Below are 19,950 nucleotides of genomic sequence, written 5' to 3'. Positions count from 1 at the left end.
GTGGATTTCGCTCTACCGGAACACCTTCCGGGCCTGCTGGCAGAGATGGATGCCTTCATCGAGGCGGAGATCAAACCGCTGGAACGAGAGAACCTGCAGTACTTCGACCGGCGCCGGGAATTCGCCCGTACGGACCTCGAGAACGGCGGTGTGCCCACCCGGGAATGGGAGGATCTGCTCGACGAGATGCGCCGCCGTGCCGACGCAGCCGGATGGCTGCGCTACGGCCTGCCCAGCGAGTTCGGTGGCCGCGACGGCACCAATCTGGACATGGCCGTCATCCGGGAACACCTGGCGCACAAGGGCCTCGGCCTGCACAACGACCTGCAGGACGAGTCATCGATCGTCGGCAACTTCCCGCAGGTCATCATGATGAGCCGGTTCGGCACCCCGGCGCAGCAAGCCGAATGGGTCGAGGCCATGATCACCGGTGAACGGTCGATGGCGTTCGGGCTCACCGAACCCGACCACGGCAGCGACGCCACCTGGCTCGAGACCACGGCGGTCCGGGACGGTGACGGGTGGATCATCAACGGCCGCAAGCGCTGGAACACCGGAGTGCACCGCGCCACCCACGACCTGATCTTCGCCCGCACGTCGGGGGATCCCGGGCAGGCGGTCGGTATCACCGCGTTCCTCGTGCCCACCGACACCCCCGGTTTCACCGTGCCGTACTACTGGTGGACGTTCAACATGCCGAGCGACCACGGCGAGGTCGAACTGAACGATGTTCGGGTGCCGGCTGATGCGGTGCTCGGCGAGGTGGACCACGGCTTGGAGGTCGGCCAGACGTTCCTGCACGAGAACCGCATCCGTCAGGCCGCCAGCAGTCTGGGCGCCGCGCAGTACTGCATCGACCGGGCCGCGCAGTACGCCGGCGAGCGCGTCGTCTTCGGTAAGCCCCTGGCGGTGAACCAGGCCGTGCAGTGGCCGCTGGCCGAGCTGCAGACCGAGGCCCAGATGGTCCGGCTGCTGGTGTATTACGCCGCCTGGCACCTCGATCGGGATCACCACATGGAGGTTTCCGACAAGGTGTCGATGGCCAATTACCGCGCCAACAGACTGGTATGCGAGGCGGCCGACCGAGCCATGCAGATCCACGGTGGCGTCGGCTACAGCCGGCACGAGCCGTTCGAGCACATCTACCGGCACCACCGCCGCTACCGGATCACCGAAGGGGCGGAAGAGATTCAGATTCGCCGGGTGGCGCAGCGGATGCTGAAGTTCGGGCGCAAGTGATCGACGCGCCGGAATTGGCCCGAGCGCTCGCCGCGGTGCTCGAACCGGAGCTCGGCGAGGTCAGCGTCGAGAACCTGCGGGAACTCACCGGCGGTGCCAGCCGCGCGACGTGGGCGTTCGCGGCGACCACCGCGGCCGACGCCCGCCCATTGATCCTGCGGGTCGGACCGCCCGACGAAATCCACGCCGGCATGGAGCTCGAGGCCGCCGCGCTGTCCCGGGCCGCGGCCACGGGCGCGCCCGTGCCCCGGGTGCTGGCGGCCAGCAACTCACCGGAGGCCCTCGGCAGTCCGTTCCTGGTGTGCGATTTCGTACCCGGGGAGACCATCGTCCGCAAGATCCAGCGCGCACTCGACGACGACGGCCGGACCACCCTTCTCGGGCAATGCGCCGCAGCGCTGGCGGCGATCCACCGCGCCGACCCCACCGGCATCGGGCTGTCGAGCGAAGACCAACTGAGTTCATGGCGGCGCGAACTCGACGAGATCGGTGACACCACAGCCACTTTCGAGTGGGCCTTCCGCTGGTTGGCGCGCAACCAGCCGGCGGACACCGGCGGTGCGGTGTTGGTGCACGGCGACTTCCGGATGGGCAACCTGATCGTCGACGGCAGCCGGCTGGCGGCAGTGCTGGATTGGGAGCTCACCCATCTGGGCTCGCGCGCCGAGGACCTGGCCTGGTTCTGCATTCGGGCCTGGCGCTTCGGGGCGCCGCGGACGCTGGACGCCGGCGGCCTGGGCCGCATCGAGGACTTCCTGACCGCCTATGAGCACTCCAGCGGAATCACTCTGGACCGCAAGGCCTTTCACTGGTGGCTGGTGTCCGCCACCTTGCGCTGGGGCATCATCTGCCGGTATCAGGCGCAGCGCCACCTGTCCGGACAGGCCAGGTCGGTGGAGTTGGCGACCATCGGCCGGCGGGTGTGTGAAACCGAATGGGACCTGCTCAACCTCGTGGCGGCCCGATGAGCCATTACCGTCCCACCGCCGCTGAACTGGTCGCCGCCGTGGCCGAGTTCCTGGAGACCGAGGTACGCGCGGCCACCGATGGCGCGGTGAACTTCCATGCCCGCGTGGCCGCGAACGCGCTGCGGATCGTCGAACGCGAGCTGTCTCAGGACGGCGCAGAACCGGGGCTGCTGGGATTCGACGACGAGCAGGCCCTGGCGCGCGCGATACGCGACGGGGAGTTCGACGACCGTGGCCCCGAACTCGAGCCCGTGCTGCGGGCGCTCGTGCGGCATCGGCTGGACGTGGCCCATCCGGGCTATGCCGACGAGTAGCCGAACCCGGCCTACCTGATCGCCGTACTGTCGTAGCCTGAGCACGTGGCCGACTCCGCGCTCAAGATCCTGGTGTACAGCGACAATCCGAACACCCGTGACCAGGTGCGCACGGCGCTGGGACGGCGCATCCACCCGGACCTGCCCGACCTGACGTATCTCGACGTGGCGACGGCGCCCGTCGTGGTGAGTTCCGTCGACGCGGGCGGGATCGACTTGGCGATCCTGGACGGCGAGGCCACACCCGCCGGCGGGATGGGGCTCGCCAAGCAACTCAAGGACGAGGTCGCGAACTGCCCGCCGATCGTGGTGCTCACCGGCCGCCCGGACGACGCCTGGCTGGCCTCCTGGTCGCGCGCGGAGGCTGCAGTGCCCCATCCGATCGACCCGATCCGGCTCGGCGAGGCCGTGGTGGCGGTGCTGTCTCCACAGCGGTGAAACCGTGCGTTAACCAGCACGAAATGGCCTGTGGCCGTTCACTCTTCGCGTCAGCGGCGATGAGACGCGGGAACGTCAGGAACTGATCATGATCCTAGCCAAAATGCGGCGGCCGTTCCGTTAACCGAGCTAAGCTGTGGGCCAGCTCACATCGACAGCTCGACGAGGGAGCCACACAGGGCATGACGAACGCATGAACGTCTACATCCCCATCCTGGTACTCGGCGCGATCGCCGCGGCGTTCGCGGTGGGTTCGGTCGGAATCGCGCTGGTCATCGGCCCCCGCCGGTACAACCGGGCCAAGCTGGAGGCCTACGAATGCGGCATCGAGCCGATGGCCCCAGGCTCCCCCGGGCATGAGACCACCGGGCAGCGGTTCCCGGTCAAGTACTACCTGACCGCCATGCTGTTCATCGTCTTCGACATCGAGATCGTCTTCCTGTATCCCTGGGCCGTTTCCTTCGAATCGCTCGGGGTATTCGCCGTGGTGGAGATGTTGCTGTTCATGCTGACGGTGTTCGTCGCCTACGCATACATCTGGCGACGCGGCGGACTGAGCTGGGACTGAGGGCAGACCCATGGGACTCGAAGAACGCCTGCCCGGCGGCATCCTGCTGTCCACTGTCGAGAAGGTCGCAGGCTACGTACGCAAGGGGTCGCTGTGGCCCGCCACGTTCGGCCTGGCCTGCTGCGCCATCGAGATGATGGCCACCGCGGGCCCGCGCTTCGACATCGCGCGCTTCGGCATGGAGCGGTTCTCTGCGACGCCGCGCCAGGCCGACCTGATGATCGTCGCGGGCCGCGTGAGCCAGAAGATGGCGCCGGTGCTGCGTCAGGTGTACGACCAGATGGCCGAACCCAAATGGGTGCTGGCCATGGGCGTGTGCGCTTCCTCCGGCGGCATGTTCAACAACTACGCGGTGGTGCAGGGCGTCGACCACATCGTGCCCGTCGACATCTACCTACCCGGCTGCCCGCCGCGGCCCGAGATGCTGCTCAACGCAATCCTCAAGCTGCACGCCAAGATTCAGGAGATGCCGCTGGGCGTGAACCGGGCTGAGGCGATCGCCGCGGCCGAGGAAGCCGCCCTGCAGGCCCGCCCCACCATCGAGCTGAAGGGACTGCTGCGGTCATGACGGACGCGCCGGACCAGACGGGACCCGAGGTGATCGGGACGCGGCGCGGCATGTTCGGTGTGCGCGGCAGCGGCGACACGTCGGGCTACGGCCGGTTGGTCCGGGAGGTGGCGCTGCCCGGCAGCTCACCCCGGCCCTACGGCGGTTACTTCGACGACGTCGTCGACACGTTGGCGGCGACCCTCGGTCCCGACGAGTTCGGCGCCGCGATCGAGCGCGTCGTGGTCTTCCGCGACGAACTGACCCTCGAGGTGCGCCGCGAACACCTGGTCGCGGTGGCCCAGGCACTGCGCGACCAGCTGCGATTCGAGCTGTGTCTGGGCGTGTCCGGGGTGCACTACCCCGACGACACCGGTCGCGAGTTGCACGCCGTCTACCCGCTGATGTCCATCACCCACAACCGCCGCATCCGCGTCGAGGTGAGCGCCCCGGACGCCGATCCGCATGTGCCGTCGCTGTATTCGGTGTACCCGACGACCGACTGGCACGAGCGGGAGACCTACGACTTCTTCGGCATCATCTTCGACGGCCACCCCGCCCTGACCCGGATCGAGATGCCCGATGACTGGGTGGGCCACCCGCAGCGCAAGGACTACCCGCTCGGCGGAATCCCGGTCGAGTACCACGGTGCGAAGATCCCGCCCCCGGACGAACGGCGGGCCTACAACTGATGACTCAGGACAACGAACCCGATGGCCGCGAACGCGTGGTCACCGTCGGCGGTCAAGACTGGGCCGACGTCGTGGCCGCGGCGCGGGAGAGCGCGGTGGCCGGCGAGCGCATCGTGGTCAACATGGGCCCGCAGCATCCGTCCACCCACGGCGTGCTGCGCCTGATCCTCGAGATCGACGGCGAGACCATCACCGAGGCCCGGTGCGGAATCGGCTACCTGCACACCGGAATCGAGAAGAATCTCGAATACCGGACCTGGACGCAGGGCGTCACCTTCGTGACCCGCATGGACTACCTGTCGCCTTTCTTCAACGAGACGGCGTACTGCCTCGGCGTCGAGAAGCTGCTCGGCGTCACCGACGCCATTCCCGAGCGCGCGAGCATCATCCGGGTGCTGCTGATGGAACTCAACCGCATCTCGTCACACCTGGTCGCGCTGGCGACCGGCGGTATGGAGCTGGGTTCCATGTCGGCCATGTTCTTCGGCTTCCGGGAACGCGAACTGGTGCTGTCGATCTTCGAGACCATCACCGGGCTCCGCATGAACCACGCCTACATCCGCCCCGGCGGCCTGGCCGCCGACCTGCCCGACGAGGCCCTGCCGCAACTGCGGGAACTGCTGAAGCTGCTGCCCAAGCGGTTACGCGACATGGAGAATCTGCTCAACGAGAACTACATCTGGAAGGCCCGCACGCAGGGGGTCGGCTACCTGGATCTGACCGGGTGCATGGCGCTGGGCATCACCGGACCGGTGCTGCGTTCGACGGGGCTGCCGCACGATCTGCGAAAGGCGCAGCCGTACTGCGGATACGAGTCGTATGACTTCGACGTCATCACCGACGACCAGTGTGATGCCTACGGCCGCTACATCATTCGGGTCCGCGAGATGCACGAGTCCATCAAGATCGTCGAGCAGTGTGTCGAGAGGCTCGGCAAGGTCACCGGGCCGGTGATGATCACCGACAAGAAGCTGGCCTGGCCCGCGGACCTGAAGCTCGGCCCCGACGGCCTGGGCAATTCGAAGGAACACATCGCCAAGATCATGGGCTCGTCGATGGAGGCCCTGATCCACCACTTCAAGATCGTGACCGAAGGCATCCGGGTGCCCGCCGGGCAGGTGTACGTCGCCGTCGAATCGCCGCGCGGCGAGCTGGGTGTGCACATGGTGTCCGACGGTGGCACCCGGCCCTACCGGGTGCACTACCGCGACCCCTCGTTCACCAATCTGCAAGCGGTGTCGGTGATGTGCGAGGGCTCCATGGTCGCTGACGCCATCGCCGCGGTGGCATCGATCGATCCGGTGATGGGAGGCGTGGACAGGTGACCGCTATCGAACTGCGTCTCGGGCCGCGTCCGGACGAGCCCGGCCCACCGATCAGCCAAGGGCCGCAGTCGTATTCGCCTGACGTGACCGAGCGCCTGGCCGCCGACGCCGCGACGATCATCGCCCGCTACCCCAGTGCCCGCTCCGCGCTGCTGCCGCTGCTGCATCTCGTCCAATCCGAGGACGGCTACCTCACCCCTGCCGGAATCGCTTTCTGCGCTGCGCAATTGGACCTCAGCACTGCCGAGGTCACCGCGGTCGCGACGTTCTACTCGATGTACCGCCGCACCCCGACAGGCGAGTACCTCGTCGGGGTGTGCACCAACACGCTGTGCGCCATCATGGGCGGCGACGCCATCCTCGAATCACTGGAGGACCACCTGGGTCTCGGCGCCGGCGAGACCACTGCCGACGGCCGGGTCACGCTGGAGCACATCGAATGCAACGCCGCCTGCGACTACGCACCCGTGGTCATGGTGAACTGGGAGTTCTTCGACAACCAAACACCCGGTTCCGCACGTGATCTCGTCGACTCATTGCGGACCGGTGAGCCGGTCACCCCGACCCGGGGCGCGCCCCTGTGCACCTTCAAGGACACCGCACGCATCCTCGCCGGCTTCCCCGATGAACGCCCCGGCAGCAACGACTCCGAACCGGGCGCGGCCACCCTCGCCGGGTTGCGCGTCGCGCAGGAGCGCGGGATGGAGGCGCCGCAATGACACTCGCGCCGGTGCTGAGCAGACACTGGGATGAGCCGCAGTCGTGGACGCTGCAGAGCTACGTCCGGCAGGGCGGCTACCAGGCGCTGCGGGCGGTGTTGCGGATGCAACCCGCCGAAGTCATTGCGCTGGTCAAGGATTCCGGACTGCGCGGACGCGGTGGCGCGGGTTTCCCTACGGGGACCAAATGGTCGTTCATCTCCCCCGACGACGGCCGTCCGCACTATCTGGTCGTCAACGCGGACGAATCCGAACCCGGGACGTGCAAGGACATTCCGCTGATGCTGGCCTCGCCGCACGCGCTGGTGGAAGGCGCGATCATCGCGTCGTACGCCATCGGCGCCCGCCACGCATTCATCTACGTGCGCGGTGAGGTGGTTCCGGTGCTGCGCCGGCTGCAGGGTGCGGTCGCCGAGGCCTACGCGAACGGCTATCTCGGCACCAACATCGCCGGCACCGGCTACGACCTGGATCTGGTGGTGCACGCCGGGGCGGGTGCGTACATCTGCGGCGAGGAGACCGCGCTGCTCGACTCGCTGGAGGGCCGGCGCGGCCAGCCCCGGTTGCGTCCGCCGTTCCCCGCGGTCGCCGGGTTGTACGCCTGCCCGACCGTGGTCAACAACGTCGAGTCGATCGCCAGTGTCCCGTCGGTGATCCGCGGCGGGGTCGACTGGTTCCGGTCCATGGGGTCGGAGAAGTCGCCCGGCTTCACGCTCTACTCGCTGTCGGGTCACGTCACCCGGCCGGGACAATACGAGGCACCCCTGGGGATTTCGCTGCGCGAACTGCTGGAATACGCCGGCGGGGTGCGGGCCGGGCACCAGTTGAAGTTCTGGACGCCGGGCGGATCGTCGACGCCGATGCTCACATCCGAACACCTGGACGTCCCGCTGGACTACGAAGGCATGGCCGGGGCCGGCTCGATGCTGGGCACCAAGGCACTGCAGATTTTCGACGAGACGACCTGCGTGGTGCGGGCCGTCCGCCGGTGGACCCAGTTCTACGCGCACGAGTCCTGCGGCAAGTGCACGCCGTGCCGCGAGGGCACCTACTGGCTGGCACAGATCTATGCCCGGCTGGAGAACGGACAGGCCCACGCCGCCGACCTGGACAAACTGCTCGACATCTCCGACGCCATCCTCGGCAAGTCGTTCTGTGCCCTCGGCGACGGCGCGGCGAGCCCGATCATGTCCTCGCTCAAATACTTCCGCGACGAGTACGTCGCGCACCTGAATGGCGGCTGCCCCTTCGACCCGCACGCCGCCACGCTCTTCGCCACGGAAGGAGCGGGCGCATGACGGTCACCGAGCCGGCGAAGGACGCGGCCGCGGTCGAGATGGTGGCGCTGACCATCGACGACCAGCAGATCAGTGTGCCCAAGGGCACGTTGGTGATTCGTGCGGCCGAGCTCATCGGGGTGCAGATTCCCCGGTTCTGCGACCACCCCCTGCTCGACCCGGTGGGCGCCTGCCGGCAGTGCCTCGTCGAGGTGGAGGGTCAGCGGAAACCATTGGCGTCGTGCACCACCACGGTCACCCCGGACATGGTCGTGCGTACCCAGGTGACGTCGGAGGCCGCCGACAAGGCACAACACGGCGTGATGGAACTGCTGCTGATCAACCATCCGCTGGACTGCCCCGTCTGCGACAAGGGCGGCGAATGCCCACTGCAGAACCAGGCGATGTCCAACGGCCGCGCCGATTCTCGCTTCGAGGACGTCAAGCGCACCTTCCCCAAACCCATCAACCTGTCGGCGCAGGTCCTGCTCGACCGGGAACGCTGCGTGCTGTGCGCGCGCTGCACGCGGTTCTCGAATCAGGTCGCCGGCGACCCGTTCATCGAACTGCTGGAACGTGGCGCACTGCAGCAGGTCGGTATCGGGGGCGATGACCCGTTCGACTCCTACTTCTCCGGCAACACCGTGCAGATCTGTCCCGTCGGCGCGCTGACCGGGACTGCGTACCGGTTCCGGGCCCGGCCTTTCGACCTGGTCTCCTCCCCCAGCGTCTGCGAACACTGCGCCTCGGGCTGTGCGCAGCGCACCGATCATCGCCGCGGAACGGTGTTGCGCCGCTTGGCCGGTGACGATCCCGAGGTGAACGAAGAGTGGAACTGCGACAAGGGCCGGTGGGCCTTCACCTACGCCACGCAGGGTGACCGGATCACCACACCCTTGATCCGCGAGGCCGACGGCACCCAGCGCCCGGCGTCGTGGCCCGAGGCCGTCGCCGTCGCGGTGCGCGGCCTGTCGGCGGCCGGGGCCCGGACCGGCGTGCTGGTCGGCGGACGACTCACGACCGAAGACGCCTATGCGTATGCCAAGTACGCGCGGATTGTGCTGGGCACCAACGACATCGACTTCCGCAACCGGGTGCACAGCGACGAGGAAGCCCAGTTCCTGGCGGCGTCCGTCGCGGGTCAGCCGATGCGGGTGACGTACGCCGACCTGGAGCAGGCGCCCGTCGTGCTGCTCGTCGCGTTCGAGCCGGAAGACGAATCGCCGATCATCTACCTGCGGCTGCGCAAGGCCTTCCGCAAGCACGGTCTGAAAGTTGTTGCGGTGGCGCCGTTCGCGAGCCGCGGTCTGGCGAAGATGGGCGGCACCCTCATCTCCGCCGCACCCGGCCGCGAACCCCGCGCCCTCGACGCCGTCGAGGTGTTGCCGCCCGGTTCGGTCATCCTCACCGGTGAGCGGCTGGCCGGTATCCCAGGCGGGTTCTCCGCTGTGGCCCGGTTGGCCGAGCGGACCGGCGCGGCCGTCGGCTGGGTACCACGGCGGGCCGGCGAGCGCGGTGCACTGGAAGCCGGTGCGGCCCCGAATCTGTTGCCCGGCGGTCGTTTGGTGACCGATGTGCCGTCACGCACGGAAGTTGCCGTCGCCTGGCACGTCGACGAACTGCCCGACGCTCCGGGCCGCGACACCACCGGGATCCTCGCCGCCGCAGCCGACGGCGAGCTCGAGGCTGTCCTGGTCGCCGGTGTCGAGCTGGCCGATCTACCCGACCCAGCACTGGCGCAGCAGTCGCTCGGCGCCGCGAAGTTCGTGGTGAGCATGGAAGTACGTCGCAGCGCCGTCACCGATCTCGCGCACGTGGTGTTCCCGGTGGCACCCGTCGTCGAGAAAGCCGGCAGCTTCGTGAACTGGGAAGGCCGACATCGCGCATTCGGCGCGGCGCTGCCGCCCGCCACGCGAGCGGACATGGGGGTGCTGGCCGCGCTCGCCGACGAGCACTGCATCGATCTGGGTCTGCGCGATGTCGCGACCGTGCGCAACGAGATGAACCGACTGGGGTGCTGGACCGGACCACGGCCCGCCGCACCGGAATTCACCGCGCCCCCGAACCCCGTGCCCGGTCCCGGTCAGGCGGTTCTTGCCGGCTGGCGGATGCTGCTGGACGCCGGCCGGCTGCAGGACGGCGAACCCCATCTGGCCGCCACGGCGCGTCCGGCGGTGGCCCGCTTGTCGCCCGACACGGCCGCGAGCGTCGGCGCGTCCGAAACCCTCACCGTCAGTACCGATCGCGGCAGCATCACCCTGCCGCTCGAGATCACCGACATGCCGACCGGCGTGGTGTGGCTGCCGCTGAACTCGCCGGGTTCGCCCGTCCATGCCACGCTCGGCGTCGCCCCCGGCGCGGTCGTCTCGATCAGCGGGGCGGCAACGTGAACTATCCCGACCTCTCCTCGTTCGGCCTGGACCCGTGGTGGCTGGTCCTCGCCAAAGCCCTTGGCATTTTTGTGTTCCTGGTGCTGACGGTGCTCGTCGCGATCCTGCTCGAACGACGAGTCCTGAGCTGGATGCAGATGCGCATCGGGCCGAACCGGGTGGGGCCGTTCGGGTTACTGCAGAGCCTCGCCGATGGCATCAAGCTCGCCCTCAAAGAAGGGCTGGTCCCGGCCGGGGTGGACAAGCCGATCTACCTGCTGGCGCCGATCATCTCGGTGATCCCGGCGATCATGGCGTTCGCCGTCATCCCGATGGGGCCGCTGGTCCACGTCTTCGGGCACGAGACGCCGCTGCAGTTGACCGACCTGCCGGTCGCGGTGTTGTACGTCCTTGCGGTCACCTCGATCGGGGTCTACGGAATCGTGTTGGCGGGCTGGGCTTCCGGCTCGACCTATCCCCTGCTCGGCGGGTTGCGGTCGAGCGCTCAGGTCATCTCGTACGAGATCGCAATGGCCCTGTCGTTCGCCGCGGTGTTCCTGTACGCGGGCACCATGTCGACGTCGCAGATCGTCGCGTCACAACAGGGCCGCTGGTACGTCTTCCTGCTGCTGCCGTCATTCCTGATCTACGTGATCTCGATGGTCGGCGAAACCAACCGGGCGCCCTTCGATCTGCCCGAAGCCGAGGGCGAGCTGGTCGGCGGTTTCCACACCGAGTACTCGTCGCTGAAGTTCGCGATGTTCATGCTCGCGGAGTACGTCAACATGACGACGGTCTCCGCCCTCGCCACCACGCTGTTTCTCGGTGGTTGGCAGGCGCCCTGGCCGCTGAGCCTCATTCCCGGAGCCAACACCGGCTGGTGGCCACTGCTGTGGTTCGTCGGCAAGGTGTGGGCGTTCCTGTTCCTGTTCATGTGGCTCCGTGCCACGCTGCCCCGTCTGCGGTACGACCAGTTCATGGCGCTGGGCTGGAAGGTGCTCATCCCGATCTCGCTGGCGTGGATCATGCTCGTCAGCATCGTGCGCACGCTGCGTTTGCAGGGTCACGACAGCTGGCCCGTCGTGCTGGCCATCGCCGGCGCCGTCGCCGTGGTCGCCATCGCCGGCGCGCTGTGGAATACCGTGCGGCGCAGGTCGGCTCGCACGAGTGCCCCGGCCGCCGAACCACAGCCCGGCGCGTTCCCGGTGCCGCCCATCCCGGCCAAGGAGGTTCACCATGCCCGGTAGGCCCAAGTTCATCGACGCCATCGCCGGTTTCGGCGTCACCTTCGGGACCATGTTCAAGAAACCGGTCACCGAGCAGTATCCCGAGGAGCCCGGTCCGGTCGCTCCGCGCTATCACGGCCGGCATCAGCTCAACCGGTACGACGACGGCCTCGAGAAGTGCATCGGTTGCGAACTGTGCGCGTGGGCCTGCCCCGCGGACGCGATCTATGTCGAGGGCGCCGACAACACCGAGGAACAACGGTTCTCGCCCGGCGAGCGGTACGGCCGGGTGTACCAGATCAACTATCTGCGGTGCATCGGCTGCGGGCTCTGCATCGAGGCCTGCCCGACGCGCGCGCTGACCATGACCAACGACTACGAGATGGCCGACGACAACCGGTCCGACCTGATCTACGGCAAGGACAAGCTCCTGGCGCCGCTGAAACCCGACATGACCGCGCCGCCGCACGCCATGGCCGAGGGCAGCACCGACGAGGACTACTACCGCGGCAACATCACCGCGGACGGCCTGAAGCGGCGCGAGGCGGCCAAGTGACCGGAGAGGCCGTGACGTTCTGGGTGCTCGGTACCGTGTCGGTGCTCGGCGCCATCGCCATGGTGGCCGCCCCCAAAGCGGTGTACTCGGCAATGTTCCTGGCCAGCACCATGATCAGCCTCGCGGTGCTCTATATCGCCCAGGACGCAGTGTTCCTCGGCGTCGTGCAGGTGGTGGTCTATACCGGTGCGGTCATGATGCTGTTCCTGTTCGTCCTCATGCTCATCGGTGTCGATTCGGCGGACTCGCTGATCGAAACCATTCGGGGACAACGCGTTGCCGCCGTCGTGGCCGGTATCGGATTCGGCATCGCGGTGATCGCCGGGATCGGCAGCCTCGGGGCCAACTTCGTCGGGCTGGAGCACGCCAACCGGGCCGGCAACGTCCAGGGCCTGGCGGTGCTGATCTTCACGCGCTACCTGTGGGCCTTCGAGGTCACCAGCGCGCTGCTCATCACCGCGGCGCTGGGTGCCATGGTGCTGACCCACCGCGAACGGTTCGAGCGCCGAAAGACCCAGCGCGAGCTGGCAATCGAGCGGTTCGCCGGCGGCGGGCACCCGACACCACGGCCCAACCCCGGGGTGTACGCGCGGCACAACGCCGTCGACATCCCGGCGAAGCTGCCCGACGGCTCGGACGCCGACATGTCCGTCAGCGCCATCCTGCCGCGGCGCAGTGTCTCGACCAACGATGGGAACATCTCGTGAATCCCACCAACTACCTGTATCTGTCGGCTCTGCTGTTCACCATCGGCGCAGCCGGTGTGCTGGTGCGCCGCAACGCCATCGTCATGTTCATGTGCGTCGAGTTGATGCTCAACGCGGCCAATCTGGCGTTCGTCACGTTCTCCCGGATGCATGGCGAGCTCGACGGTCAGGTGGTGGCGTTCTTCACCATGGTCGTGGCGGCGTGTGAGGTGGTGGTGGGACTGGCGATCATCATGACCATATTCCGGACCCGGCGATCGGCGTCGGTCGACGCCGCGAACCTGTTGAAGCAGTGACCATGACGACATCGGTGTGGTTGCTGATCGCGCTGCCGCTGGCCGGCGCGGCGATACTGCTGCTCGGCGGCAAGGCCACCGACGCGTGGGGGCATCTGCTCGGCTGCGCCACGGTGGTCGGCGCCTTCCTCGTCGGCGCCACGCAGTTCGCGGCAATGTCCGGTCGCGACAACGACGTCCGGTTGGTGCACGAGACGCTGTTCTCCTGGGTTCCGGTGGCCCAACTGCAGGTCGATTTCGGCTTGCGTCTGGACCAGCTGTCGGTGTGCTTCGTCCTGCTCATCACCGGGGTCGGCGCGCTGATCCACATCTATTCGATCGGCTACATGGCGCACGACCCGGCCCGGCGGCGCTTTTTCGCCTATCTCAACCTGTTCGTCGCGGCCATGCTGCTGCTGGTGCTGGCCGACAACTATCTCGGTCTGTACGTCGGGTGGGAAGGCGTCGGCCTGGCGTCGTACCTGCTGATCGGGTTCTGGTCGCACAAGCCGTCGGCGGCGACGGCCGCCAAGAAGGCGTTCGTCGTCAACCGGGTCGGTGACATCGGCCTGGCGCTGGCCCTGGCGGCGATGTTCGCGCACACCGGAACCCTCTCGTACACGGGTGTTTTCGCGCAGGCGCCGCTTCTTCCAGCGGCGACCACCACGCTCATCGGTCTGCTGTTGCTGCTGGCGGCGTGCGGCAAGTCCGCTCAGGTACCGCTGCAATCGTGGCTCGGGGATGCGATGGAGGGCCCGACCCCCGTGTCGGCGCTGATCCACGCGGCCACCATGGTCACGGCCGGCGTGTACCTGGTGGTGCGGTCGGCTCCGATCTTCAACCAGTCCGCCGACGCCCGGTTGGCGGTCGCCGTCGTCGGGGCCGTCACGCTGTTGTTCGGCGCGGTGATCGGCTGCGCCAAAGACGACATCAAGAAGTCCCTCGCGGCGTCGACCATGAGCCAGATCGGCTACATGATGCTGGCCGCGGGTCTCGGACCCGCCGGCTACGCGCTCGCGATCCTGCATCTGCTGGCGCACGGTTTCTTCAAGGCCGGCCTGTTCCTCGGTGCCGGTTCGGTGATGCACGCCATGGACGACGAGACCGACATGCGCCGCTACGGCGGGCTGCGCACCGCCATGCCCGTCACGTTCGCCACGTTCGGCATGGGTTACCTCGCGATCGTCGGTATCCCGCCGCTGTCCGGGTTCTTCTCGAAAGACCCCATCATCGAGACCGCGTTCGCGGCCGGCGGCGCCAAGGGTCTGCTGTTCGGCGGCGCCGCCCTGCTGGGCGCGGGCATCACGGCGTTCTACATGACCCGCGTCATGCTGATGACGTTCTTCGGCGAAAAGCGCTGGCGTGCCGAGGCGCATCCCCACGAGTCGCCGTCGGTCATGGGCTGGCCGATGGTGGTGCTGGCCGCCGGATCGATCGGTGCGGGCGCGCTTCTCGCCGTCGGTGGGAAGTTGGAGCATTGGCTCGAACCGGTCGTCGGCTTCCACGAGCCCGAGCATACGGTGCCCGCTTGGCTGCTCACGGTCGTCACGCTCGCGGTGGTCGGCGTCGGCGTCGCGATCGCCTACCGGATGTATGCGCGCCAACCCGTCCCGATCAGCGCCCCGGTCAACGTCTCCGGGTTGACGGTCGCCGCGCGCAACGATCTGTACGGCGATGCGTTCAACGAGCGGGCGCTGATGGTGCCGGGCCGGCGGCTCACCGAGAACCTTGTCGACTTCGATGACGTCGCGGTCGACGGCGTCACCCGTGAGCTCGCCGCGCTGGTCCGCACCGGGTCGCAGGATCTTCGACGCTGGCAGAACGGGTTTGCCCGGTCGTATGCGCTGTCCATGTTGGCCGGAGCGGCATTGATTGCGGCCGCCATTCTCACGGTGAGGGTGTGGTGACCGGAATGTGGTGGCTGACAGCGTTGTGGGCCGTCCCGATGGCAGGCGGTGCGGCAGTGATCCTGTTGCCCGCCGGCGCACGGGCTTTCGCCCGCTGGGGGGCCCTGGCGGTGTCGCTGGTGGTGCTCGTCATCGCGCTGGTGCTGGCGCTGCGCTTCGACCCGGCCGGGGCGCGCTACCAGTTCGTCGAGAACCACCCGTGGATACCGTCGTTCGGCACCGGCTACATCCTCGGGGTCGACGGCGTGGCCCTGGTCTTGGTCGCACTGACCGCTGTCCTGGTACCGCTGCTGATCATCGCCGGCTGGAATGACGGCGACTCGAATGATGCCGGCGCGCAGGCCAAGTCGACCCACGCCTACTTCGCGCTGATCCTCGCCGTCGAATCGATGGTGCTGATCTCCCTGGTGTCACTGGACATCCTGCTGTTCTACGTGTTCTTCGAAGCCATGCTGATCCCGATGTACTTCCTCATCGGCGGTTTCGGCGCGGACCGGCCCGCCGCGTCCAAAGCAGCGGTGAAGTTCCTGCTGTACAACCTGTTCGGCGGCCTGATCATGCTGGCCGCGGTCATCGGACTGTACGTTGCCACCGCCAACAGTCCCGCTTTCAACCACGGCTCCTTCGACTTCCGTGCCGTCGCGGACGCTGTGCGCTACGGCACCCTCAACATCAGCCCGGGGATAGCCAATGCGCTGTTCGGTGGGTTCATGTTCGCGTTCGCAGTCAAGGCACCTCTGTGGCCCCTGCACCGTTGGCTGCCCGACGCGGCGGTGCACGCCACGCCGGCCACGGCTGTCCTGATGATGGCTGTCGTCGACAAGGTGGGCACATTCGGCATGCTCCGGTACTGCCTGCAGCTGTTCCCGTCGTCCGCAGCGACATTCCGGCCCTTGATCATTGCGCTGGCCGTTATCGGCATCGTCTACGGGGCCATCGTCGCCATCGGACAGACGGACGTCATGCGCCTGATCTCGTACACCTCGATCTCGCACTTCGGCTTCATCATTCTGGGCATCTTCGCGATGACCGAGCAGGCGCAGTCCGGCGCCGCGCTGTACATGGTCAACCACGGCATCTCGACCGCCGCGCTGTTCCTGATCGCCGGATTCCTGGTGTCCCGCCGCGGGTCTCGCGCCATCGCCGACTACGGCGGTGTGCAGACCGTCGCACCGATACTGGCCGGCACGTTCCTGATCGCCGGACTCGCGACGCTGTCGCTGCCCGGCCTGGCACCGTTCATCAGCGAATTCCTGGTTCTGGTCGGCACATTCATCCACTACCCGGCCGTCACCGCCGTCGCGGCCACGGCCCTGGTGCTCTCCGCGCTCTACATCCTGTGGATGTATCAGCGGATGATGACGGGCCCCGTCGCCGACGGCAATGACAAGCTGCGCGACCTCGTACCGCGGGAACTGGCCGTGGTCGTGCCGTTGGTCGCCCTGCTGCTGGTGCTCGGCGTCTACCCCAAGCCCGCGTTGGACGTCATCAATCCGGCTGTCGGACATACCTCGTCGAGTACCGCCCAGGGGGTCGCCCGGTGACGCCCATCCCCGCGCCGTCCGTCGAGTACGGCCTGCTGTCGCCGATGCTGATCGTGTTCGGCATCGCGCTGGCAGGTGTGCTCGTGGAAGCCTTCGCACCGCGCCCGGCGCGGTACCGCGCCCAAGTGGTGTTGAGTATCGGTGGCCAGGCGGTGGCCCTGGTGGCCGTGGTTTCCCAAGCGCTGCACCTGGGTTCGGCGATCGGCCGGCCTGCAGTCCTCGGGGCCATCGCCATCGACCGCCCGGCGCTCTTCCTGCAGGGCACTCTGCTGGGGGTCAGCCTGTTGGCCACCTTGCTGATGGCACAACGGGTTTCGGACGGCAGTGGGCTGGCCGCGTTCACCCCGCAGGCCGCGACAGTGCCCGGTAGCGCCGCCGAGCAGATCGCCCTCAAGACCGGTGTCGCCCAGACCGAGGTGTTCCCGCTGGCGATGTTCGCGCTCGGCGGCATGATGCTGTTCGGCGCGTCCGATGATCTGCTGACGATGTTCGTCGCGCTCGAGGTGCTGTCCCTGCCGCTGTACCTGATGTGCGGTCTGGCCCGCCGGAATCGGCTGCTGTCGCAGGAAGCGTCACTGAAGTACTTTCTGCTGGGGGCATTTTCGTCGGCGTTCTTCCTCTTCGGTGTCGCGATGCTCTACGGCTACTCCGGCAGCCTGAGCCTCTCGGGCGTCGCTGCCGGCCGCGGCCCGGCCTCCCTCGGGCTCATCGGCATCGCGCTCCTGTGCGTGGGCCTGTTGTTCAAAGTCGGTGCGGTGCCGTTCCATTCGTGGGTGCCCGACGTCTATCAAGGGGCACCCACACCAGTCACGGCCTTCATGGCGTCGGCCACCAAGATCGCCGCCTTCGGCGCGCTGCTGCGGGTCTGCTACGTGGCGCTGCCGGCGCTGGCCAATGATTGGCGGCCGGTGCTGTCGATCATCGCGGTGCTGTCCATGGCGGTGGGCACGGTGATCGCCATCGCGCAGAACTACGTCAAGCGCATGCTGGCGTACTCCTCGGTGGCACATACCGGCTTCATCCTCACCGGCGTGATCGCGCTCAACGACAACGGACTGTCGGCGTCGTTGTTCTACCTGTTCGCCTACGGTTTCAGCACGCTCGGCGCATTCGCGGTCGTGAGTGTGGTGCGCCGCGCCGACGGGGACGAGGAAGATGACCTGCGGCGGTGGGCCGGACTCGGACGCCGGCATCCATTCTTCGGTGTCGTGTTCGCGTTGTTCTTGCTTGCTTTCGCCGGCATTCCCCTGACCAGTGGATTCGTCAGCAAGTTCGCCGTCTTCAAAGCCGCAGCCGAAGGTGGTGCCGCATCGCTTGTCGTCATCGGTGTGATCGTCAGCGCCGTCGCCGCGTACTTCTACGTCCGCGTGATCGTCCTGATGTTCTTCACTGATGCGGTCGAGGACGGCCCGCAAGTTCAGTCGGGCAGTCTGAGCACCGCGATGATCGGGCTCACCGCCTTTGTGACGCTGGCGCTGGGCGCCGTCCCGCAGCCGGTGCTCGACCTGGCCAACCACGCGGGTCAGTTCCTGCGGTGAGTGGCTGACCAACGGCCGGGCCGCCGCGGCCGGCTGCGGGCCGACACCCGGCCCCGAACACTGTTGAGTTGTCAAGGTGCGCAATGCTTTAGGTGTTAGGCGGCTGTGTCGAGGCGCATGGTGCGGCGGTTGTGGGCGGGGATGGGTTTTCGGTGTGGGTCGACGGCCGCGGGTGGGATGAGCCAGGGGTGTTTGTCCAGTCCCATGACGACGTCCCAGCCGTCGTGGTGGACGTTGGCGTGGCAGGCCGGGCACAGCAGGCACCCGTTGGCTAGTGATGTCTGACCGTGGTGGGTCCAGTGGATGATGTGGTGGGCGTGGGTGCGTCCGGGTGGGGCGCCGCATTTGATGCAGCACTGATCCCGCAAATACAGCGCTTTGCGCAGGTGCGCCGGGAACAAACGTTTCTCCCGCCCCATATCGAGGGGTACGTGTTCGCCGTCGACGATCATGGTGGTGACGGTGGTGTCGCAGCAGATTCGTTCCAGGGTCATGGTGCTGATCGACCCGATGAATTCCAACGCCGCCAGGTCCGGGGCGTCGGCGGGCACGGTCACCAGTAGCTGCGTGCGCGGCGCGTAAGCGGTGTCGCCGCCGCGGGCGGCGATGTCCAGCACCGCTTCCAGCGCGTCGGCCCGCCGCCGGCCCGCCGTGCGGGTGTCGGGGCTGCCGTCGGGTTCGGGCCGCGGCGCCGATCCTTGTTCGATCGCCGCGATGTACTTGGCCCCGACTTCGGCGTCCAGGTCCGCCCGGATCTGGACCCGCCCGTCGCTGGTGACGCGGTGGTCGGCGGTGTTGACCGACCGGTCCTCGGCCGCCGGCAGGCCACCTTCGGCGGCCGCATGCCGGTTGCCCAACCGGCGGGCGCGGGCCCCGATGTCTGCGGGGGTGGCGCCGGAGAAGAACTGCCCCAACAGATCGGTCACCTGCCCGAACCGGGTCTCCTCGTCTACCTCACCGGGTGCGCGGGCTCGGATGTGGTTGATGCCTTTGACGATCGCATCCACATGCTCCCCGGAGATCGCCCCATCAGCGGCATGCGCCGCGAGCGTGGGCAACGCCGACAAGGCTCCCGATACCCGGATAAAGCGCTCGGCCACCGATGGCGCACACCCCAACGCCATCAACAACTCCCGCGGCGTCCGCCCCTGCGCGGCCGCCACCCCGCAGCGGTCCAACACCCCGGTCAGCATCGCCGCCAGATGATCGATCACATTGCGCAGTTTCATCACGCACGTCATGGCCGCCACCGCGTCGTCCCGGGACATGTCGTCGGGGACGGCCACGCCACGCAGGTGATCGAGAAGAGCGTTGAGATCCGGTGTGATTCCCATGCCCAATTGTATCGAACACATGTTCGAACAGCAAGGAGTTTTTCGGCCTACATCAGGACACCGGTGACAGTGCGGCTGATCGTGGTGAAGCCCATCGGGTGACCTGATGCGTCCCGTGGGGAGCTCGGCATTCTGCGACGAGTACGACAATGCCGAAAGTCGTTCTACACCTTGCGTAAAGGAGCGATGGACGACGCGGTTTTGATCGTCAACAGCCGGCAACGCGATCATCACCGTCCCAAAACCACAGAACTGCCACCAAGATCCTGGTACATCGCGTTCCGAATTTTGCAATGCCGCAAGACGTTGCCGACTCAAAGCGTCTACACACCGGACCACACGCGGCGGTCGCCGCCGTCTCGCCGTCCCGACGCTCGTTGAACTTGCCATGAGAGCGCGGTGCCCAC

Annotated in this window: 18 protein-coding genes and 1 pseudogene; 18 read left to right on the top strand and 1 reads right to left on the bottom strand. The window is 67.4% G+C overall.

From position 1 onward, the window contains the following. From ACJH6H_RS03095 to nuoN, 18 genes and pseudogenes are all read left to right on the top strand, one after another. Window positions 1–1,239 carry an acyl-CoA dehydrogenase family protein gene (locus tag ACJH6H_RS03095; RefSeq protein ID WP_212813609.1) on the top strand — a complete coding sequence of 413 codons (1,239 nt, stop codon included), beginning with the start codon at window positions 1–3 and terminating at the stop codon, window positions 1,237–1,239. Further along, on the top strand, window positions 1,236–2,207 hold the full coding sequence (locus ACJH6H_RS03090) for a phosphotransferase family protein (RefSeq protein ID WP_244872837.1): 972 nt from the start codon (window positions 1,236–1,238) through the stop codon (window positions 2,205–2,207). The genes ACJH6H_RS03095 and ACJH6H_RS03090 overlap by 4 nt, the downstream gene beginning before the upstream one ends. Beyond that, window positions 2,204–2,521 carry a DUF6285 domain-containing protein gene (locus tag ACJH6H_RS03085; RefSeq protein WP_244872836.1) on the top strand — a complete coding sequence of 106 codons (318 nt, stop codon included), beginning with the start codon at window positions 2,204–2,206 and terminating at the stop codon, window positions 2,519–2,521. The genes ACJH6H_RS03090 and ACJH6H_RS03085 overlap by 4 nt, the downstream gene beginning before the upstream one ends. 45 nt (window positions 2,522–2,566) lie before the next feature. After that, window positions 2,567–2,959: a response regulator transcription factor gene (locus ACJH6H_RS03080; RefSeq protein ID WP_135357290.1), complete on the top strand. Its 393-nt coding sequence runs from the start codon at window positions 2,567–2,569 to the stop codon at window positions 2,957–2,959. 193 nt (window positions 2,960–3,152) lie between these two features. Next, window positions 3,153–3,527, top strand: a complete 375-nt coding sequence (locus tag ACJH6H_RS03075; RefSeq protein WP_043400785.1) for an NADH-quinone oxidoreductase subunit A — start codon at window positions 3,153–3,155, stop codon at window positions 3,525–3,527. 10 nt (window positions 3,528–3,537) lie between these two features. Further along, window positions 3,538–4,095, top strand: coding sequence for an NADH-quinone oxidoreductase subunit B family protein (locus tag ACJH6H_RS03070; protein ID WP_029119553.1), 558 nt, complete (start codon window positions 3,538–3,540; stop codon window positions 4,093–4,095). Further along, window positions 4,092–4,766, top strand: a complete 675-nt coding sequence (locus ACJH6H_RS03065) for an NADH-quinone oxidoreductase subunit C (RefSeq protein ID WP_212813607.1) — start codon at window positions 4,092–4,094, stop codon at window positions 4,764–4,766. The genes ACJH6H_RS03070 and ACJH6H_RS03065 overlap by 4 nt, the downstream gene beginning before the upstream one ends. Then, on the top strand, window positions 4,766–6,091 hold the full coding sequence (nuoD, locus tag ACJH6H_RS03060; RefSeq protein WP_212813605.1) for an NADH dehydrogenase (quinone) subunit D: 1,326 nt from the start codon (window positions 4,766–4,768) through the stop codon (window positions 6,089–6,091). The genes ACJH6H_RS03065 and nuoD overlap by 1 nt, the downstream gene beginning before the upstream one ends. Next, on the top strand, window positions 6,088–6,810 hold the full coding sequence (gene nuoE, locus ACJH6H_RS03055) for an NADH-quinone oxidoreductase subunit NuoE (RefSeq protein ID WP_212813603.1): 723 nt from the start codon (window positions 6,088–6,090) through the stop codon (window positions 6,808–6,810). The genes nuoD and nuoE overlap by 4 nt, the downstream gene beginning before the upstream one ends. Continuing rightward, entirely contained in the window at window positions 6,807–8,108 is a 1,302-nt protein-coding gene (nuoF, locus tag ACJH6H_RS03050; protein ID WP_346416833.1) for an NADH-quinone oxidoreductase subunit NuoF, read from the top strand. The genes nuoE and nuoF overlap by 4 nt, the downstream gene beginning before the upstream one ends. Continuing rightward, a complete protein-coding gene (locus tag ACJH6H_RS03045; protein ID WP_346416834.1) occupies window positions 8,105–10,477 on the top strand; it encodes an NADH-quinone oxidoreductase subunit G in 2,373 nt (790 codons plus the stop codon). The genes nuoF and ACJH6H_RS03045 overlap by 4 nt, the downstream gene beginning before the upstream one ends. Beyond that, complete coding sequence (gene nuoH, locus ACJH6H_RS03040; RefSeq protein WP_406774194.1) at window positions 10,474–11,703, top strand: NADH-quinone oxidoreductase subunit NuoH; 1,230 nt, start codon at window positions 10,474–10,476, stop codon at window positions 11,701–11,703. Before ACJH6H_RS03045 ends, nuoH begins: the two co-directional genes overlap by 4 nt. Beyond that, window positions 11,693–12,252: pseudogene (gene nuoI, locus ACJH6H_RS03035) on the top strand (NADH-quinone oxidoreductase subunit NuoI); the annotation flags it as partial. The gene nuoH and the pseudogene nuoI, both read left to right, overlap by 11 nt. Continuing rightward, window positions 12,235–12,945, top strand: coding sequence for an NADH-quinone oxidoreductase subunit J (locus tag ACJH6H_RS03030; protein ID WP_212813593.1), 711 nt, complete (start codon window positions 12,235–12,237; stop codon window positions 12,943–12,945). The pseudogene nuoI and the gene ACJH6H_RS03030, both read left to right, overlap by 18 nt. After that, window positions 12,942–13,241, top strand: coding sequence for an NADH-quinone oxidoreductase subunit NuoK (gene nuoK / locus ACJH6H_RS03025; RefSeq protein ID WP_061002954.1), 300 nt, complete (start codon window positions 12,942–12,944; stop codon window positions 13,239–13,241). The genes ACJH6H_RS03030 and nuoK overlap by 4 nt, the downstream gene beginning before the upstream one ends. 2 nt (window positions 13,242–13,243) lie before the next feature. Then, a complete protein-coding gene (gene nuoL / locus ACJH6H_RS03020) occupies window positions 13,244–15,127 on the top strand; it encodes an NADH-quinone oxidoreductase subunit L (protein ID WP_406774193.1) in 1,884 nt (627 codons plus the stop codon). A 5-nt stretch (window positions 15,128–15,132) separates the two neighbouring features. Next, a complete protein-coding gene (locus ACJH6H_RS03015; RefSeq protein WP_212814729.1) occupies window positions 15,133–16,671 on the top strand; it encodes an NADH-quinone oxidoreductase subunit M in 1,539 nt (512 codons plus the stop codon). Between the two features lie 5 nt (window positions 16,672–16,676). Further along, the gene (nuoN, locus tag ACJH6H_RS03010) at window positions 16,677–18,209 is read left to right on the top strand and encodes an NADH-quinone oxidoreductase subunit NuoN (protein WP_212814728.1); all 1,533 of its coding nucleotides are present in this window, start codon (window positions 16,677–16,679) and stop codon (window positions 18,207–18,209) included. Between the two features lie 95 nt (window positions 18,210–18,304). On the opposite strand, the gene ACJH6H_RS03005 is transcribed toward nuoN, so the two are convergent. Then, window positions 18,305–19,543 (bottom strand): DUF222 domain-containing protein, encoded by a 1,239-nt coding sequence (locus tag ACJH6H_RS03005; protein ID WP_406774192.1) that lies wholly within the window; start codon window positions 19,541–19,543, stop codon window positions 18,305–18,307. Window positions 19,544–19,950 lie beyond the last annotated feature (407 nt).

This window comes from Mycobacterium sp. SMC-21 (assembly GCF_045310825.1).
In the GTDB taxonomy this organism is placed as follows: domain Bacteria; phylum Actinomycetota; class Actinomycetes; order Mycobacteriales; family Mycobacteriaceae; genus Mycobacterium.
The sequence above is the reverse complement of the archived record's forward strand: the minus strand, read 5'-3'. Positions and strand labels throughout refer to the sequence as shown.

Coding starts and splice junctions, on each gene's coding strand:
- ACJH6H_RS03070 (WP_029119553.1), top strand. CDS start 3,538: ATGGGACTCGAAGAACGCCTGCCCGGCGGCATCCTGCTGTCCACTGTC.
- nuoL (WP_406774193.1), top strand. CDS start 13,244: ATGACGACATCGGTGTGGTTGCTGATCGCGCTGCCGCTGGCCGGCGCG.
- nuoF (WP_346416833.1), top strand. CDS start 6,807: ATGACACTCGCGCCGGTGCTGAGCAGACACTGGGATGAGCCGCAGTCG.
- ACJH6H_RS03005 (WP_406774192.1), bottom strand. CDS start 19,543: ATGGGAATCACACCGGATCTCAACGCTCTTCTCGATCACCTGCGTGGC.
- nuoD (WP_212813605.1), top strand. CDS start 4,766: ATGACTCAGGACAACGAACCCGATGGCCGCGAACGCGTGGTCACCGTC.
- ACJH6H_RS03015 (WP_212814729.1), top strand. CDS start 15,133: ATGTGGTGGCTGACAGCGTTGTGGGCCGTCCCGATGGCAGGCGGTGCG.
- ACJH6H_RS03065 (WP_212813607.1), top strand. CDS start 4,092: ATGACGGACGCGCCGGACCAGACGGGACCCGAGGTGATCGGGACGCGG.
- ACJH6H_RS03045 (WP_346416834.1), top strand. CDS start 8,105: ATGACGGTCACCGAGCCGGCGAAGGACGCGGCCGCGGTCGAGATGGTG.
- ACJH6H_RS03075 (WP_043400785.1), top strand. CDS start 3,153: ATGAACGTCTACATCCCCATCCTGGTACTCGGCGCGATCGCCGCGGCG.
- ACJH6H_RS03085 (WP_244872836.1), top strand. CDS start 2,204: ATGAGCCATTACCGTCCCACCGCCGCTGAACTGGTCGCCGCCGTGGCC.